Source organism: Pseudomonas sp. CFII64 (assembly GCF_000416235.1).
Classification (GTDB): Bacteria; Pseudomonadota; Gammaproteobacteria; order Pseudomonadales; family Pseudomonadaceae; genus Aquipseudomonas.
Genome location: NZ_ATLO01000046.1, coordinates 31,199 through 48,065, shown reverse-complemented (window position 1 = coordinate 48,065; position 16,867 = coordinate 31,199). Strand labels below are relative to the sequence as shown.

General features: G+C 58.8%; 19 protein-coding genes. 6 read left to right on the top strand and 13 right to left on the bottom strand.

Annotated features, from left to right (window positions below):
* Positions 1-4: 4 nt before the first annotated feature.
* The 3 genes from cysN to CFII64_RS21400 form a co-directional block, all read right to left on the bottom strand.
* A complete protein-coding gene (cysN, locus tag CFII64_RS21410; RefSeq protein ID WP_020292937.1) occupies positions 5-1,903 on the bottom strand; it encodes a sulfate adenylyltransferase subunit CysN in 1,899 nt (632 codons plus the stop codon).
* Positions 1,904-1,912: 9 nt separating this feature from the next.
* The gene (gene cysD, locus CFII64_RS21405) at positions 1,913-2,830 is read right to left on the bottom strand and encodes a sulfate adenylyltransferase subunit CysD (protein ID WP_020292936.1); all 918 of its coding nucleotides are present in this window, start codon (positions 2,828-2,830) and stop codon (positions 1,913-1,915) included.
* A 154-nt stretch (positions 2,831-2,984) separates the two neighbouring features.
* On the bottom strand, positions 2,985-3,743 hold the full coding sequence (locus CFII64_RS21400) for a Nif3-like dinuclear metal center hexameric protein (protein ID WP_020292935.1): 759 nt from the start codon (positions 3,741-3,743) through the stop codon (positions 2,985-2,987).
* Positions 3,744-3,913: 170 nt separating this feature from the next.
* On the opposite strand from CFII64_RS21400, the gene algW reads away from it, so the two are divergent.
* The gene (algW, locus tag CFII64_RS21395) at positions 3,914-5,071 is read left to right on the top strand and encodes a Do family serine endopeptidase AlgW (protein ID WP_020292934.1); all 1,158 of its coding nucleotides are present in this window, start codon (positions 3,914-3,916) and stop codon (positions 5,069-5,071) included.
* Between the two features lie 109 nt (positions 5,072-5,180).
* On the opposite strand, the gene hisC is transcribed toward algW, so the two are convergent.
* The 10 genes from hisC to CFII64_RS21345 form a co-directional block, all read right to left on the bottom strand.
* Positions 5,181-6,233 carry a histidinol-phosphate transaminase gene (gene hisC / locus CFII64_RS21390; RefSeq protein WP_020292933.1) on the bottom strand — a complete coding sequence of 351 codons (1,053 nt, stop codon included), beginning with the start codon at positions 6,231-6,233 and terminating at the stop codon, positions 5,181-5,183.
* A gap of 1 nt (position 6,234) precedes the next feature.
* Positions 6,235-7,566: a histidinol dehydrogenase gene (gene hisD / locus CFII64_RS21385; RefSeq protein WP_020292932.1), complete on the bottom strand. Its 1,332-nt coding sequence runs from the start codon at positions 7,564-7,566 to the stop codon at positions 6,235-6,237.
* Positions 7,567-7,691: 125 nt separating this feature from the next.
* A complete protein-coding gene (gene hisG / locus CFII64_RS21380) occupies positions 7,692-8,327 on the bottom strand; it encodes an ATP phosphoribosyltransferase (protein WP_020292931.1) in 636 nt (211 codons plus the stop codon).
* Between the two features lie 178 nt (positions 8,328-8,505).
* On the bottom strand, positions 8,506-9,771 hold the full coding sequence (gene murA, locus CFII64_RS21375; RefSeq protein WP_020292930.1) for a UDP-N-acetylglucosamine 1-carboxyvinyltransferase: 1,266 nt from the start codon (positions 9,769-9,771) through the stop codon (positions 8,506-8,508).
* Between the two features lie 22 nt (positions 9,772-9,793).
* Positions 9,794-10,033: a BolA family protein gene (locus CFII64_RS21370; protein WP_020292929.1), complete on the bottom strand. Its 240-nt coding sequence runs from the start codon at positions 10,031-10,033 to the stop codon at positions 9,794-9,796.
* A 115-nt stretch (positions 10,034-10,148) separates the two neighbouring features.
* Positions 10,149-10,454, bottom strand: a complete 306-nt coding sequence (locus tag CFII64_RS21365) for a lipid asymmetry maintenance protein MlaB (protein ID WP_020292928.1) — start codon at positions 10,452-10,454, stop codon at positions 10,149-10,151.
* Positions 10,451-11,104 carry a phospholipid-binding protein MlaC gene (locus tag CFII64_RS21360; protein WP_020292927.1) on the bottom strand — a complete coding sequence of 218 codons (654 nt, stop codon included), beginning with the start codon at positions 11,102-11,104 and terminating at the stop codon, positions 10,451-10,453. Before CFII64_RS21360 ends, CFII64_RS21365 begins: the two co-directional genes overlap by 4 nt.
* Before the next feature lie 11 nt (positions 11,105-11,115).
* A complete protein-coding gene (mlaD, locus tag CFII64_RS21355; protein WP_020292926.1) occupies positions 11,116-11,583 on the bottom strand; it encodes an outer membrane lipid asymmetry maintenance protein MlaD in 468 nt (155 codons plus the stop codon).
* On the bottom strand, positions 11,583-12,380 hold the full coding sequence (mlaE, locus tag CFII64_RS21350; protein ID WP_020292925.1) for a lipid asymmetry maintenance ABC transporter permease subunit MlaE: 798 nt from the start codon (positions 12,378-12,380) through the stop codon (positions 11,583-11,585). Before mlaE ends, mlaD begins: the two co-directional genes overlap by 1 nt.
* Positions 12,380-13,189 (bottom strand): ATP-binding cassette domain-containing protein, encoded by an 810-nt coding sequence (locus CFII64_RS21345; RefSeq protein WP_020292924.1) that lies wholly within the window; start codon positions 13,187-13,189, stop codon positions 12,380-12,382. Before CFII64_RS21345 ends, mlaE begins: the two co-directional genes overlap by 1 nt.
* Positions 13,190-13,480: 291 nt before the next feature.
* On the opposite strand from CFII64_RS21345, the gene CFII64_RS21340 reads away from it, so the two are divergent.
* Genes CFII64_RS21340 through lptB form a run of 5 tightly spaced genes read left to right on the top strand, consistent with a single transcriptional unit; the run spans position 13,481 to position 16,831 of the window.
* On the top strand, positions 13,481-14,455 hold the full coding sequence (locus CFII64_RS21340; RefSeq protein WP_020292923.1) for a KpsF/GutQ family sugar-phosphate isomerase: 975 nt from the start codon (positions 13,481-13,483) through the stop codon (positions 14,453-14,455).
* A 14-nt stretch (positions 14,456-14,469) separates the two neighbouring features.
* Positions 14,470-14,994, top strand: a complete 525-nt coding sequence (locus tag CFII64_RS21335) for an HAD family hydrolase (protein ID WP_020292922.1) — start codon at positions 14,470-14,472, stop codon at positions 14,992-14,994.
* A gap of 9 nt (positions 14,995-15,003) precedes the next feature.
* Positions 15,004-15,576 carry an LPS export ABC transporter periplasmic protein LptC gene (gene lptC, locus CFII64_RS21330; protein ID WP_020292921.1) on the top strand — a complete coding sequence of 191 codons (573 nt, stop codon included), beginning with the start codon at positions 15,004-15,006 and terminating at the stop codon, positions 15,574-15,576.
* Positions 15,563-16,105, top strand: a complete 543-nt coding sequence (gene lptA / locus CFII64_RS21325; protein ID WP_020292920.1) for a lipopolysaccharide transport periplasmic protein LptA — start codon at positions 15,563-15,565, stop codon at positions 16,103-16,105. The genes lptC and lptA overlap by 14 nt, the downstream gene beginning before the upstream one ends.
* Positions 16,106-16,831, top strand: coding sequence for an LPS export ABC transporter ATP-binding protein (gene lptB, locus CFII64_RS21320; RefSeq protein ID WP_020292919.1), 726 nt, complete (start codon positions 16,106-16,108; stop codon positions 16,829-16,831).
* Positions 16,832-16,867 lie beyond the last annotated feature (36 nt).

Sequence of the window (16,867 nt, the reverse complement as noted above, 5' to 3'; positions counted from 1 at the left end):
AGGATCAGATCGCGCCACGGCTGCGCAGCAGTTCCAGCACTTGTTTGACGCTTTCTTCAAGGTTCAGCGACTGCGTGTCGAGGACCAGGTCGGCGTTGAGCGGCACGTCGTACGGGAAGGACTCACCGGGAATGTTGTCGCCATCAGCGGCATACAGGCCTTGTGGGTCACGCTCGCGGCAAACGGCAGGCGACGCCTGGACGTAAACGGTCAGCAGACGATCAGCACCGATCAGCGATTTGGCTTGCTCGCGACCTTCGGCATCCGGCGCCACGAACGCCGCCAGCGTCAGCAGGCCCGCTTCGTTGAACTGACGCGCCACGTGCGCGGCACGACGCCAGTTTTCGGTACGCCCGGCACGATCCTGCGGCAGACCCTTGTTCAGGTCGTGACGCAGGTTCTGGCCGTCGAGCACGAACACCGCCCGGCCCATGTCGAACAGCTTGCGCTCGACCGCATAGGCCAGGGTGCTCTTGCCAGCGCCGGACAGGCCGCTGAACAGCACGGTGGCCGGTTGCTGGCCGAAGCGCTGGGCACGCTCTTCGGTCGCTACATGGGCAAGCTTGCCATGATGACTGGCGCTGCTGCTGCCCACCGCTTTGGCGATGATCATGCCCGCCGCGACGGTGCCATTGGTCAGGCGATCAATGACGATGAACGAGCCGGTGGTGCGATTGCTGTCGTAACCGTCCAGAGCGATAGGCGAATCAAGGCTGACCTTGACCCGACCAATCTCGTTGAGCTGCAACGAACTGGCGGCACCTTCTTCAAGCGTGTTCACATCCACGCGGTGCACGATGCTGGTGATCGAACCCGGCACGTAACTGGTCGCGCGCTTGATGTCGTATTTCTTGCCCGGCAGCATGGGTTCTTCGGCCATCCACACCAACATGGCGTCGAACGCGTCGGTAACCTGCGGCACGTTGTCGGCATGCACCAACAGGTCGCCACGGGAAATATCGATCTCGTCTTCCATGGTCAGGGTTACCGCCTGACCGGGACCGGCGTGCTCCAGCTCGCCCTCGAAGGTGACAATGGATTTCACGCGGCTGCTCTTGCCCGACGGCAGCACCACGACTTCGTCGCCCTTGTGCACGATGCCGCTGGCCAGCGTGCCGGCGAAACCACGGAAGTTCAGGTTCGGACGGTTGACGTACTGCACCGGGAAACGCAGGTCGGTGTAGTTGCGGTCGTTGGCGATCTCGACGGTTTCGAGGATTTCCATCAGCGGCTGACCGGTGTACCAGGGCGAGCGCTCGCTCTTGTTCACCACGTTGTCGCCCTTGAGCGCCGACATCGGCACAAAGGCCATGGTCGTCGGTTTGAAGGCGATACCTTCGGCGAACTTCAGGTAATCAGCCTTGATCGACTCGAAAACGCTTTCGTCGAAGCCGTTGAGGTCCATCTTGTTGATCGCCACGACGATGTGCTTGATGCCCAGCAGCGAGGCAATGAAGCTGTGTCGCCGCGTCTGGGTCTGCACGCCGTAACGGGCGTCCACGAGAATGATCGCCAGGTCGCAGGTCGATGCGCCGGTGGCCATGTTGCGGGTGTACTGCTCGTGGCCTGGCGTATCGGCAATGATGAACTTGCGCTTGGCGGTGGAGAAATAGCGGTAAGCCACATCGATGGTGATGCCCTGCTCGCGCTCGGCCTGCAGGCCGTCGACCAGCAGCGCCAGATCCACGTCATCGCCGGTGGTGCCGGATTTCTTCGAATCGCGGGTGATGGCTTCCAGGTGATCTTCGTAGATCATCTTGGAGTCGTGCAGCAGACGCCCGATCAGCGTGCTCTTGCCGTCATCGACGTTGCCACAGGTCAGAAAACGCAGCATTTCCTTGCGTTCGTGCTGGCCCAGATAGGCGAGGATGTCCTCGCTGATCAAATCAGATACGTGCGACATGACAACCCCTTAGAAATAACCCTGACGTTTCTTTTCTTCCATCGAACCTGCGCCATCGTGATCGATGACCCGGCCCTGGCGTTCGGAAGTTCGCGTCAGGAGCATTTCCTGAATGATGTCGGTGAGGCTGGTGGCCTCGGACTCGACTGCGCCCGTCAACGGGTAGTCGCCAAGTGTGCGGAAACGGACTTTTTTCTTGACGATGCGTGCCTTGTCCTCATCGCTGAGGTGATTGAGCAGGCGCTCGTCGTCGATCATGATCCAGGTGCCGTTCATCTCGATAACGTCGCGCTCGGCGGCGAAATACAGCGGCACAATCGGGATACCTTCAAGGTAGATGTACTGCCAGATATCCAGCTCGGTCCAGTTGGACAGCGGGAATACGCGGATCGACTCGCCTTTGTTGACGTTGCCGTTGTACACATTCCACAACTCGGGACGCTGGTTTTTCGGGTCCCAGCGATGCTTGGTGTCGCGGAACGAGTACACGCGCTCTTTGGCACGAGACTTTTCTTCATCACGACGCGCGCCACCAAACGCGGCATCAAAGCCGTATTTGTCCAGGGCCTGCTTGAGACCTTCGGTCTTCATGATGTCGGTGTGCTTGGAGCTGCCGTGGGTCAGCGGGTTGATACCCTGCGCAACGCCATCGGGATTGACGTGAACGATCAGGTCCAGGCCCAGTTCCTCGACCATGCGGTCGCGGAAACGATACATTTCCTGGAATTTCCACCGGGTATCCACGTGCATTACCGGAAACGGCAACTTGCCCGGGAAAAACGCCTTGCGCGCCAGGTGAAGCATGACGGCAGAGTCTTTACCGACGGAGTACAGCATCACCGGATTATCAAACTCGGCGGCGACCTCGCGGATGATGTGGATGCTTTCCGCCTCCAGCTGTTTCAGATGCGTCAGTTTGTCGACCATGGCTACTCACGGATTGCATTCGTTATTGACCGGGCAAACGCCCGGGACGGCCAGCGGGCCGTGTTCGAGGCGGCACTCTAGCACAGCGACTGCTTCTATTCAGGAGGCGGGATAGATCGAAACGATCTATGGATATACCGCCTCGTTTGGGTGATCAGATCGGATTGGGACAGTCGATGAACAGATGCTCCAGCGCAAAGCGCCGGGCCAGATAATCCCCCAACGCCTGAACCCCGTAACGCTCGGTGGCGTGGTGACCGGCGGCGATGAAGCTGATGTTGTTCTCCTGGGCACTGTGAAACGTTTGCTCCGAGGCTTCGCCGCTGAGGAACAGATCGACGCCGGCCAGCACCGCCTGATCGATGTAACCCTGCCCGCCGCCGGTACACCAGCCAACCCGGCGAATCATCTCGCTGCCTTCGATCAACAAGGGTTCGCGTCCCAGCGCTTCTTGCACGCGCCGGGCAAAATCCCGAGGCATCATCGGCTCGGCCAGTGAGCCGACCAGACCAATGACCTTTGGGTTTTCCGGATCGAGCGGCCCCTCGACGGTGATATCCAATTGCCGCGCCAACTGCACGTTATTGCCGACGTCCGGATGCAGATCCAGCGGCAAGTGGTACGCCAGCAGGCTGATGTCGTGCTTGAGCAGGGTTTTCAGGCGACGCTGCTTCATGCCGGTCACGCAGGGGTTTTCGCCCTTCCAGAAATAACCGTGGTGGACGAGGATCAGATCGGCCTGGGCCTCTACCGCGGCATCGAGCAACGCCTGACTGGCGGTGACGCCACTGACGATGCGCATGACTTGCGGGCGGCCCTCGACTTGCAGGCCGTTGGGGCAGTAGTCCTGGATGCGGGCGCTGCTCAGATAGCGATCGGCTTCTTCTACTAGGGTGCTCAGCGCAACGGCCATGAAAGACTCCTGAATAATCGGTTCAGCGCGGATAGTGTCCTGACTCGGGAAAACGTACACTTTCGTACTGCTTATTTCCGAGACAGGACAGCAACTGCTCGTATAATGCCGCCCATTATGGCGCAGATGGGCGACCAGCCGCAGCGTCGAACCACTTTCAGGACTGCTCAATGTTCAAAGCACTGCGGTTTTTCGGCTGGCCGTTGCTGGCCGGTGTGCTCATCGCTCTACTGATTATTCAGCGTTACCCGCAATGGGTTGGTTTGCCCACTCTGGATGTGAATCTGCAACAGGCGCCACAGACCACCAAGGTTCAGCAAGGGCCGGTGTCCTATGCCGACGCAGTGAGCATTGCGGCGCCTGCGGTCGTCAATCTCTACACGACCAAGATGGTTAACAAGACCAGCCATCCACTGTTCGAAGACCCGCAATTCCGCCGCTTCTTCGGCGATAACCTGCCCAAGCAGAAACGCATGGAATCCAGTCTTGGCTCGGGCGTCATGATGAGTCCGGAAGGCTACATTCTGACCAACAACCACGTGACCACTGGCGCGGACCAGATTGTCGTGGCCCTCAAGGACGGTCGGGAAACCATCGCCCGGGTGATCGGCAGCGACCCCGAGACCGATCTGGCAGTGCTCAAGATTGACCTGAAGAACGTGCCGGCAATCACCATTGGCCGCTCTGACAGCATCCGCATCGGCGATGTCGCGCTGGCTATCGGCAACCCGTTCGGCGTCGGCCAGACCGTAACCATGGGCATTATCAGCGCCACGGGTCGCAATCAGCTCGGTCTCAACACTTACGAAGATTTCATTCAGACCGACGCAGCCATCAACCCGGGCAACTCCGGCGGTGCGCTGGTCGATGCCAATGGCAACCTGACCGGTATCAATACCGCGATCTTTTCCAAGTCCGGTGGCTCACAGGGCATTGGTTTTGCGATTCCGACCAAGCTGGCGATGGACGTCATGAAGTCGATCATCGAGCACGGTCAGGTGATTCGCGGCTGGCTGGGCATTGAAGTGCAACCCTTGACCCAGGAACTGGCCGAGTCGTTCGGCTTGAAGGATCGTCCTGGCATCGTTGTCGCGGGTATTTTCCGCGACGGCCCGGCGCAGAAAGCCGGCTTGCAGCTCGGCGATGTGATCCTGAGCATCAATGGCGAGCCCGCCGGCGACGGACGACGCTCGATGAATCAGGTGGCCCGCACCAAACCCAGCGACAAGATCGACATCCAGGTCATGCGTAACGGCAAGGAAATGAAGCTCAGCGCCGAAGTCGGCATGCGCCCGCCACCGGCAGTGACGCCGGTTGAGCAGGAATAGGCCTGTCTGGCGTCTCGCTCTCGAATTAGCGCTTCGTTGGTAGGACCGGCTTTAGCCGGGAGGACGCACTCCCGACTAAAGCCAGTCCTACAGATATTGCGCTTGTAACCTACAACCCCGCCAACCCATCCAGCAGCGCCTGATTCTGCTCCGGCGTGCCAATGCTGATGCGCAGGAATTGCGCGATGCGTTTCTGCGTGAAGTGCCGCACGATCACGCCTTGCTCACGCAGTTGCGCCGCCAGCCCTGCCGCATCGTGGTCGGAGTGACGGGCGAAGATGAAGTTCGCCGCCGAAGGCAATACCTCGAACCCCTTCTCCTGCAACGCCGCGATCAATGCTTCACGACTGGCGATCACTGCATTGCGGGTCGCGTCGAAGTGCTCGCGATCCTCGAACGCTGCCGTCGCGCCAACAATCGCCAGGCGATCCAGCGGATAGGAGTTGAAGCTGTTCTTGACCCGCTCCAGCGCTTCGATGAGATCCGGATGGCCAACCGCCAGGCCGACCCGCAAGCCCGCCAGCGAACGCGACTTGGACAACGTCTGGGTGACCAGCAGGTTGGGATAACGCTGCACCAGGCCGATTGCGGTTTCGCCACCAAAGTCGATATACGCCTCGTCGACTACGACCACTGAATCCGGGCTGGATTTGACCAGTTTTTCCACAGCTTCCAGTGCCAGCAGGCAACCGGTTGGCGCATTCGGGTTGGGGAAAATGATGCCGCCGTTAGGCTTGGCGTAATCCTCGACGCGAATCTGGAAATCTTCGTCCAGCGGCACGGCATCGAAATCGATGCCATACAAACCGCAATACACCGGATAGAAGCTGTAGCTGATGTCCGGAAACAGCAGCGGTTTGTCGTGGCGGAAAAACGCGTTGAAGATGTGCGCCAGCACTTCGTCGGAGCCGTTACCGAGAAAGACGTGGCTGGCCGGCACGCTGTAATAACTGGCCACTGCCTGCTTGAGCAGATCGCTGTTCGGATCCGGATACAGGCGCAGGTCATCGGTCAGCTCGGCGCGCATCGCCGACAAGGCCTTTGGCGATGGGCCGTACGGATTTTCATTGGTGTTGAGTTTGACCAGCTTGGTAAGCTTCGGCTGTTCGCCCGGCACATAAGGCACCAGATCATTGACGAACGCACTCCAGAATTTACTCATTTCAGTTCCCCTGCCCTTCAGTGCTGTCGATGATTCGGTATTCGGCGCTGCGCGCGTGAGCGGTCAGCGACTCGCCCCGGGCCAGCACTGAAGCAGTCTTGCCCAATTCAGACGCGCCCTGCTCCGAGCAATAGATGATCGAGGAGCGCTTCTGGAAATCGTATACACCCAGCGGCGATGAAAAGCGCGCGGTGCCCGAGGTTGGCAGGACGTGGTTCGGCCCCGCGCAATAGTCGCCCAGCGCTTCAGAAGTGTGACGACCCATGAAGATCGCGCCCGCGTGGCGGATCAGCGGCAACCAGGTTTCCGGATCGGCCACCGACAACTCCAGGTGTTCCGGCGCAATCCGGTTGGCGACTTCAATTGCCTGCTGCATATCCACCACTTTGATCAAAGCACCACGGCCATTGATCGACTTGTCGATGATTTCGGCACGCTCCATGGTCGGCAGCAATTTAGCGATGCTCGCCGCGACTTTATCGAGGAACTCAGCGTCCGGGCTGACCAGAATCGCCTGGGCGTCTTCATCGTGCTCGGCCTGGGAAAACAGATCCATGGCGATCCAGTCCGGATCGGTCTGGCCGTCGCAGACCACGAGGATTTCCGAAGGACCGGCGATCATGTCGATGCCGACCTGACCGAACACGTGGCGCTTGGCTGTCGCCACATAGATGTTGCCGGGGCCGACGACCTTATCGACCTTGGGCACGCTTTCGGTGCCATAGGCCAATGCGGCAACCGCTTGTGCGCCGCCGATGGTGAAGACCCGGTCGACGCCGGCAATACAGGCGGCAGCCAGCACCAGTTCGTTGATTTCGCCACGCGGCGTCGGCACAACCATGACCACTTCAGTGACGCCCGCCACTTTCGCGGGAATCGCGTTCATGAGCACCGATGAAGGGTAAGACGCCTTGCCGCCCGGCACATACAGCCCGGCGCGATCCAGCGGCGTGACTTTTTGGCCCAACACCGTGCCATCAGCCTCGGTGTAGGTCCAGGAATCCTGTTTCTGCTTTTCGTGGTACATGCGCACCCGATCCGCAGCTTTCTCCAGTGCTTGGCGCTGGGACGCCGTGATGCGCGTCAATGCCAGTTCCAGACGCTCCCGAGGCAGGATCAGATCCGCCATCGAAGCGACCTGCAAACCGTCAAAGCGCTGCGTGTACTCAACCAGCGCGGCATCGCCACGTTCGCGCACAGCCTTGATGATTTCCAGCACGCGCTCGTTGACCGAATCATCAGACACACTTTCCCAGCTCAGCAGATGATCCAGATGATGTGCGAAATCAGGGTCAGCAGCATTGAGTCGGCGAATTGCAGTCGGTGCGGTCATAGCGAGAGCCTCATAGGAATGGCAAAAACTCAGGCGCCCTAAACTAGCAGTCGATCCGCTTGGGCACCTGAGAATTCTGGCTATGAGGCGGATAGACGGGCGCGACTCAAGGCCGCGCGGGTATGTCAGCCGCGGTGTCGTGACTCCACTGCATTGCGCAGGGTGTCGATGAGCGCCTGAATGCGGGCGTGCTGCATTTTCATGGAAGCCTTGTTGACCACCAGGCGCGAACTGATCATGGCAATCAATTCCTGCGGCTCCAGGCCATTGGCGCGCAGCGTGTTGCCGGTGTCGACCACGTCGATGATCTTGTCAGCCAGGCCAATCAGTGGCGCCAGCTCCATGGAGCCGTACAGCTTGATGATGTCGACCTGACGACCCTGCTCGGCGTAATAACGCTTGGCTACGTTGACGAACTTGGTGGCCACGCGCAGACGGCCTTTGGGCTCTACGGCACCAATGGCACCGGCGGTCATCAGCCGGCACTTGGCAATCTGCAGGTCCAGCGGTTCATAAAGACCCTGGCCGGTGTATTCCATCAACACATCTTTACCGGCAACACCCAGATCGGCAGCGCCATGCTCGACGTAGGTCGGCACATCGGTGGCGCGCACGATCAGCAGGCGCACATCGGCCTGGGTCGTCGGGATGATCAGCTTGCGGCTCTTGTCCGGATTCTCGGTCGGCACGATGCCCGCTTCAGCGAGAAGCGGCAGTGTGTCGTCAAGGATACGGCCCTTGGACAGTGCGATGGTCAACATGGGAAACGTCAGTCCTTATCAGGAAACTTTTGTCCGGACGCAAACGGCGCCGCACAACCCTCATGCGAAGAACACCCGGCATGAGGTGGAACGAATCAAAAATCACACAAGTGTCGAAGCACATTCCCGTCAGCCTGACCAAACTGATTCGGTCAGGCTGACGGGATGTTTGAAGCGACTAGCCCGGAACGCGACGGATCTTGGCGCCCAGCATTTGCAGCTTCTCTTCGATGCACTCGTAACCACGATCTATGTGGTAGATGCGATCGATCAGGGTGTCGCCCTGGGCAACCAGTGCGGAGATCACCAGACTGGCGGATGCACGCAGGTCGGTCGCCATGACTGGCGCGCCTTTGAGAATCTCGGTGCCGGTCACGATTGCAGTATTACCCTCAACCTGGATCTGCGCACCCATGCGGTGCATTTCGTACACGTGCATGAAGCGGTTTTCGAAGATGGTTTCGATCACGGCGCCAGTGCCTTCAGCGATGGCATTGAGCGAAATGAACTGCGCCTGCATGTCAGTCGGGAACGCAGGATACGGTGCGGTCCGGATGTTGACGGCTTTCGGGCGCTTGCCGTGCATGTCCAGTTCGATCCAGTCGACGCCGGTGGTGACTTCGGCGCCCGCTTCCTGAAGCTTGAGCAACACCGCTTCGAGGATCGTCGGGTCAGTGTCCTTGAGCTTGACGCGACCGCCAGTGGCAGCAGCGGCAACCAGGTAAGTACCGGTTTCGATGCGATCGGGCATGACCTTGTAAGTCGCCGAACCCAGGCGCTTCACGCCATCGATGGTGATGGTGTCAGTGCCGGCGCCGTGAATCTTGGCACCCATGGCGATCAGGAAGTTGGCGAGGTCGACCACTTCAGGTTCGCGGGCGGCGTTCTGCAGAACGCTGCGGCCGTTGGCCAGGCTGGCGGCCATCATGATGTTCTCGGTCCCGGTCACACTGACGGTATCGAAGAAGAAGTGAGCGCCACGCAGGCCGCCTTCAGGCGCCTTGGCCTTGATGTAGCCGCCTTCCACGTCAATGATCGCGCCCATGGCTTCAAGACCACGGATGTGCAGGTCCACCGGACGCGAGCCGATGGCGCAACCGCCAGGCAATGCCACTTCGGCTTCACCGAAACGGGCAACCATAGGGCCCAGCACCAGAATCGAGGCACGCATGGTTTTCACCAGTTCGTACGGCGCGATCAGGGTCTTGATGGTACGGGCGTCAATTTCAACGCTGAGCTTTTCGTCGATCACAGGCTCGATGCCCATGCGACCAAACAGCTCGATCATGGTAGTGATGTCGTGCAGGTGCGGCAGGTTCTGCACGGTGACCGGTCCGTCGGCCAGCAACGTAGCGGCAAGAATCGGCAGGGCAGAGTTCTTAGCCCCGGAGATGCGGATTTCGCCATTCAGACGAACGCCGCCAGTAATAATCAGTTTATCCATAAGAATCTCGACGCCAATTGGCTCAGGTGCGCTCGGCCCATGCAGCGCGGCTGAAAAATTTCATAGTGACCGCATGGATGCTGCCATCGGCGATCCAGGGGTTCAAATGAGCATAGATCTGCTGCTGACGCTTGACGGGGCTTAGAGTAGCTATCTCGTCACTGATCACGTTGAGCTGGAAGTTGCAGCCTTCGCCTTCAACTTCGACCTGGATCCCAGGTAACTTCCCTTCAAGGAAGCTCTTAACTTCTACGGCGTGCATGCTTAACCTCGATTGGCGACCTACGCGCGCGGGTCGGCCATCATACAAAAAAGCCCACTCAATGCGAACCCCGCAACGCGGGACCCGGACGAGGGGCTCATTCAATGGACATCTTTCAATGGTTGCCGAGCAGCTCGGTCAACTCTGATACCTGGGCGATCTTGCGCATGTCTTCAGGCATCGCGCGAACGGTGACCGACTTGCCTGCGTCCCTGGCGTCGCGCATGAATGCGAGCAACAAGGCGAGGCCGACACTGCTGGACTTCTCGACACCGGCGCAATCGAGCACCACGGTTGGCAGCTCGCTCGACTTGATCAGCGCCGAACCCTGCTTGCGCAGGGCCGGGCCGGAGCGGTAGTCGAGCACACCAACCAATTGCAACTCACCCGGTGCGCCAAGTCGAATGGCGGACTCAGTCATTGCGCAGCCTGACCAGCAGCATCAGGCGCCTTTTCCTTGGCTTTGGCCACTTCGCCAGCCCAACCGTTGATGGTTGCATCCAGGTTGTTGCCGTTGCGCTGCATCGCGTCGGAGAACTGATCGCGGAACAGTTTGCCGATGTTGATGCCGTTGATGATCACGTTGCGCACTTTCCACTCGCCGCCCAGCTTGACGAGCGTGTAGGACACCGGATAGTTCGCCCCGTTGTTGCCCTTGACCAGCATGTCGACGCTGGTGCGGTCGTCACCTTCAGGCTTTTCCGGGGAAACAGTGATGCCCTGGTTGTTATATTCCAGCAAGGCATTGCCATAGAACTGCATCAGGCTGCGCTTGAAGTTTTCCTGGAAGCGCTGCATCTGGGCCGGCGAAGCGTTGCGTGAATACTTGACGGTCATGATGCTTTTGGAAATGCCGTCGGCATCCACCACCGGCCCGACAATGCGGTTGAGTGCATCGTAGAAGGCGCTGGGATTGGTTTTGTACTGTTCTTTGTTGGCCGCCAGGTCAGCGAGCAATTCCTTGGTGGTGCGATCCACCAGGTCATGCGCGGACGGTGTAGCGGCCGCATTAGCCAGCATCGGTAGCACCGCCAGTAATACCAGCAGGCCACGGCGCAAGGTTGAGATCATGTAAAAGCTCCTCATTTGGCGTCTTTACTCACGGTATTGAGCAGGAATTTGCCGATCAGGTCTTCCAGCACCAGCGACGACTGCGTGTCATGGATAGTCCCGCCATCCTTGAGCAGGCTTTCATCGCCGCCCACGCTGATACCCACGTATTTTTCACCCAGCAAGCCGGCGGTCAGGATCGATGCGGTGGAATCCACCGGAAGGTTATCAACCTTCTTCTGCAGCTCCATGGTCACCCGACCGGTGAAGGTATCGCGATCAAGATCGATCGCCGTCACCTTGCCAATCGTGACACCGGCCATGCTTACCTTGGCTCTGACAGTCAAACCGGCAATATTGTCGAAATTTGCATAAAGTTTATACGTTTCGCTGGTGGCGCTGCCGCTCAGACCGCTGACGCGCAGGGCCAGCAATAGCAAAGCCAGTATCCCGGCCAGCAGGAACAGGCCGACACCGGTTTCGATGGTGCGGTTTTGCATCAGAAATCTCCAAACATCAAGGCGGTCAAGATAAAGTCCAGGCCCAGTATGGCCAACGAGGCATATACGACTGTTTTGGTAGTGGCGCGACTGATCCCTTCTGACGTGGGCTCGCAATCGTAACCCTGGAACACGGCGATCCAGGTCACCACAAACGCAAAAATCATGCTTTTAATCACACCGTTGACCACGTCGCCGGTGAAAGAAACGCTGTTCTGCATGTTCGACCAGAACGAACCTTCATAAACGCCGAGCCAGTCGATGGCGACCCAGGAGCCGCCCCAGATGCCGACCACGCTGAAAATCATGGCCAGGATCGGCAAGGAGATGAACCCGGCCCACAAGCGCGGTGCAATGATGTACTTGAGTGGATCGACACCAATCATTTCCAGGCTGGACAGCTGCTCGGTGGACTTCATGTTGCCGATCTCGGCAGTCAGCGCGGAACCCGCACGACCGGCGAACAGCAAAGCGGCCACCACCGGCCCCAACTCACGCAGCAAGGTCAATGCCACCATCTGGCCAACGGCTTGCTCCGAGCCGTAGCTGGAAAGAATGCTGAAACCCTGCAACGCCAGGACCATGCCGATGAACATGCCGGAGACGACGATGATCGCGAGCGACATGACACCGACCGAATGCAGCTGTTTGACCAGCAGTTGAAAGCTGCCACCCATCCCGCCACGGCCGAACAAGGCATGGACCAGAAAAATCCCTGATCGTCCCAATACGGTGAGGATATCGATAGCGGCACGCCCCAGCAGGCGTATCCGCTCTAATAATGACTTGCTGCGCATCAGCGCTTCCCCAAAAGATCTTCGCGATAATCCGGCGCCGGATAATGAAACGGCACGGGGCCGTCTGGGTCGCCGGTCATGAATTGACGGATACGAGGGTTGTCCGAGCCCATCAGCTCTTGCGGAGTCCCCTGCCCCAGCACCTGGCCATCGCCCACCACATAAAGGTAATCGGCAATGCTGGCGGTCTCGGCCAGATCATGGGAAACCACCACGCTGGTGATTCCCAGTGCATCGTTGAGCAGCTTGATCAACCGCACCAGGACACCCATTGCAATCGGGTCCTGGCCCACGAAAGGCTCGTCGTACATGAGGATCTGTGGATCCAGCGCGATGGCCCGCGCGAGCGCGACACGTCGCTTCATGCCGCCGGAAAGCTCATCAGGCATCAATTCGATTGCGCCGCGTAGCCCCACTGCCTGCAATTTGAGCAAAACAATGTCACGAATCATTTCTTCCGGCAGTTCGGTATGAACACGCAAGGGAAATGCCACGTTTTCGAACACGTCGAGGTCGGTGAACAAGGCGCCGCTCTGAAACAGCACGCCCATGTGCTTGCGTGCATCAAACAGGTCGCTGCGCGACAGCTCGGGCAGGTTCTGGCCGTTGACCCATATTTCGCCGGCAGTCGGACGCAGTTGTGCGCCCATCAGGCGCAGCAGGGTTGTCTTGCCACTGCCCGAAGGCCCCATGATGCCGGTGACTTTGCCACGGGGAATACGAATATCGACATTTTCGAAGATGCTGCGCGTACCGCGCTTGAAGGAAACGCCCTTCAGCTCGATCGCGTAGGCGTTATCGGCACTCATCAAAGCTCCTTGCGCTACAGACTCACTCTCAGCTGCCTGATCCCTTGGCGGGCGGCATGCTGTCTAGGTGGGCCGAACAGGCCGCGAACTATACCACTGCAATATCACGCCGCCCAAGCGAGAACCGGAGGAATCAATATCACGACAAATAATTTGCGCCGTTTCCTACAAAGCTGTAGGCAGTTGCGGATGCGTTCACGGGTTTGACAACAAAGTGTGACGATCAAGCGTGAGGGAATCGCGCATTACCGTTATAATCGCCGCCTTTTAGAAGGCTGAACGATTTCCCCCATGAGCCAGTCCAGCGACCTGATCCAGTCAGCACAACGCACCATTCGCCTCGAAATAGAAGCCGTAGAAGGTTTGCTCAGTCATATCGATGCGGATTTCGTCCGCGCTTGCGAGATGATTCTTGCCAGTAAAGGGCGCGTTGTCGTGGTCGGCATGGGCAAGTCCGGGCACATCGGCAAGAAAATCGCAGCCACGCTGGCCAGCACCGGCACCACCTCGTTTTTCGTGCATCCTGCTGAAGCCAGTCATGGCGACATGGGCATGATCACCGCCGATGACATCATTCTGGCGCTGTCCAATTCCGGCACCACCGCTGAAATCGTCACGCTGCTGCCGCTTATCAAGCGCCTTGGCATCAAGATGATCAGCCTGACGGGCAATCCGGCATCGACGCTGGCCAAGGCCGCCGACATCAACTTGAACGCCCACGTTGAGCACGAAGCCTGCCCGCTGAACCTGGCCCCGACGTCGTCGACGACCGCGGCGCTGGTAATGGGTGATGCGCTGGCCGTCGCCTTGCTGGAAGCACGCGGTTTCACTGCCGAAGACTTTGCCTTTTCCCATCCGGGCGGCGCACTGGGCCGGCGATTGCTGCTCAAGGTCGAGCATGTCATGCACACCGGCGACGAACTGCCCAAGGTGCCGCGTGGCGCACTGCTGCGCGACTCATTGATGGAAATGACCCGCAAGGGCCTGGGCATGACCGCCATTCTTGAAGCCGATGGGCGACTGGCGGGGATATTCACCGACGGCGATTTGCGCCGCACGCTGGATCGCCCTATCGACATCCGCCTGACCACTATTGATGAAGTCATGACGCTCCATGGCAAGACTGCACGCCCCGAGATGCTGGCGGCCGAAGCCTTGAAAATCATGGAAGACCACAAGATTGGCGCGTTGATCGTCGTCGACGAAAACGACCACCCCGTCGGCGCATTCAATTTGCAGGATCTTCTGCGCGCGGGCGTCATGTAATGGGAGACGAGACCATGACCACTGATCTGCTGCAACGTGGCAAGAACATCAAGCTGGCGATTTTCGACGTCGATGGCGTGCTGACTGACGGCCGCCTTTACTTCCTGGAAGACGGCAGCGAGTTCAAGACTTTCAACACGCTGGACGGCCAGGGCATCAAGATGCTCATCGCCTCCGGTGTTACCACTGCTATCATCAGCGGCCGCAAGACCCCGGTTGTCGAGCGGCGGGCCAGCAATCTGGGCATCGCGCACCTGTATCAGGGTCGCGAAGACAAACTGGTCGTGCTGGATGAATTGCTCGGCCAGCTCAATTTGAGTTACGAACAGGTCGCTTATCTGGGGGATGATCTGCCAGACTTGCCAGTCATCCGTCGTGTCGGACTGGGCATGGCCGTTGCCAATGCTGCCGGTTTTGTCCGGCAGCACGCTCATGGCGTTACCCAGGCACGTGGCGGCGAAGGCGCGGCTCGCGAGTTCTGCGAACTGATTCTCAGCGCCCAGGGCAACCTTGAAGCAGCCCACGCCGCCTACTTATAGAAGCCATTTATGTTCAGTAAAAAAATTCGCTCGTTTCTGATCTTCGGCGTATTGGCGGTGCTGCTCGCCGCTGCCGGCTATTGGAACATCAGCCCTGAAAGCTTCATGGATCAGCCCGTGACGTCGGTGGACGAAAGCGCCATCGATTTCTACGCGATCAACGCCCACAGCGTTCAGTACCTGCCGGATGGCAAGCTGCAGTACGAGATGACGGCGGACAAGGTCGAGCACCTCAAGGCCACCGACGTCACGCTGCTGACCACGCCGGACCTGCAAATGTTTCGCGGCACACTTTATCCATGGCACATCCAGAGCAAGCAGGGTGAAGTTTCCCCCGGCGGCACTCAGGTCGAATTGATCGATTCGGTTCGTGTCGCACGAACCGATGATAAAAACCGTACGACCATTATCACCAGTAGTCGAATGACCGTATTCCCACAGAAGCAATATGCGCAGACCGAGCAAGCCGTTAGAATCGACGGCGCGGGCGGTGTGACCACGGCCAAGGGAATGAAAGCGTATTTGAACGACGGCAGGATGGACCTGCTGTCCAACGTAAGAGGACAGTATGAGGCTCGTTAAAACCCTTCCTTTATTGCTCGGCCTGGGCGCAGCACTGGGAAGCGCGAGCGCCTGGTCCCTGCCGACTGACCGCGATCAACCGATCCACATTCAGTCTGACGACGCGCAGCTTGATGACAAAAAAGGCGTGGCCACCTACAAGGGCAACGTCATCATCACGCAAGGCTCGATGAAGATCACCGGCAACACCGTGACCATTACCCGTAACGCTCAGGGCGAAGTCGACGTGTTCACCTCCGTTGGCAACCTGGCTTATTACGAGCAGAAGCCGTCGGTGGACAAGCCAATCGTTCAGGCCTACGCCATTACCATTCAATACTACGCGGCGCAGGATCGCATCGTATTGATCGACAAGGCCAAGGTCATCAATGATGGCAACACGTCCGAAGGCGAGAAAATCGTCTACGACACCGTGAAGCAGATCGTCAGCGCCGGCCGTGCCAATGGCAACAAGGTCACCACACCTCGTCCGCGCATCGACATGGTTATCCAGCCGAAAAAGAAAACCGACCAGCAGAAGGCCCAGTAAATGGCGACGCTGAAAGCCCAGCATTTGGCTAAAAGCTACAAGGGCCGTCAGGTCGTACGCGATGTGAGCCTGTCGATCGACAGTGGCCAAATCGTTGGCCTGCTCGGGCCTAACGGTGCCGGCAAGACAACCTGCTTCTACATGATCGTCGGCCTGGTTCAGGCCGATCAGGGCCGTGTCCTGATCGATGACCTGGATGTCAGCCATCAGCCCATGCACGGCCGCGCGCGCGCAGGTATTGGTTATCTGCCCCAGGAAGCGTCGATCTTTCGCAAGCTTTCGGTCGCCGACAACATCATGGCGATCCTTGAGACCCGCAAGGAGCTGGACGGCGCCGCGCGTCGCAAGGAACTGGAAAGCCTGTTGCAGGAATTTCACATCAGCCATATCCGCGACAACCTGGGCATGAGCCTGTCCGGCGGTGAACGTCGTCGTGTGGAAATCGCCCGCGCGCTGGCGACTTCGCCGAAATTCATCCTGCTCGACGAACCGTTCGCCGGCGTGGACCCGATTTCGGTAGGTGATATCAAGCAGATCATTCATCACCTGAAAGCCAAGGGTATCGGCGTTCTGATCACCGATCACAACGTTCGCGAAACCCTGGATATCTGCGAAACCGCTTACATCGTCAACGATGGGCAACTGATCGCCGAAGGCGATTCGGAAACCATTCTGGCCAATCAGCTGGTGAAAGAGGTTTACCTCGGTCACGAGTTCCGCCTGTAATTGCTGCGGTGTCTCGCTTCCCGAAGCGAGCAATGC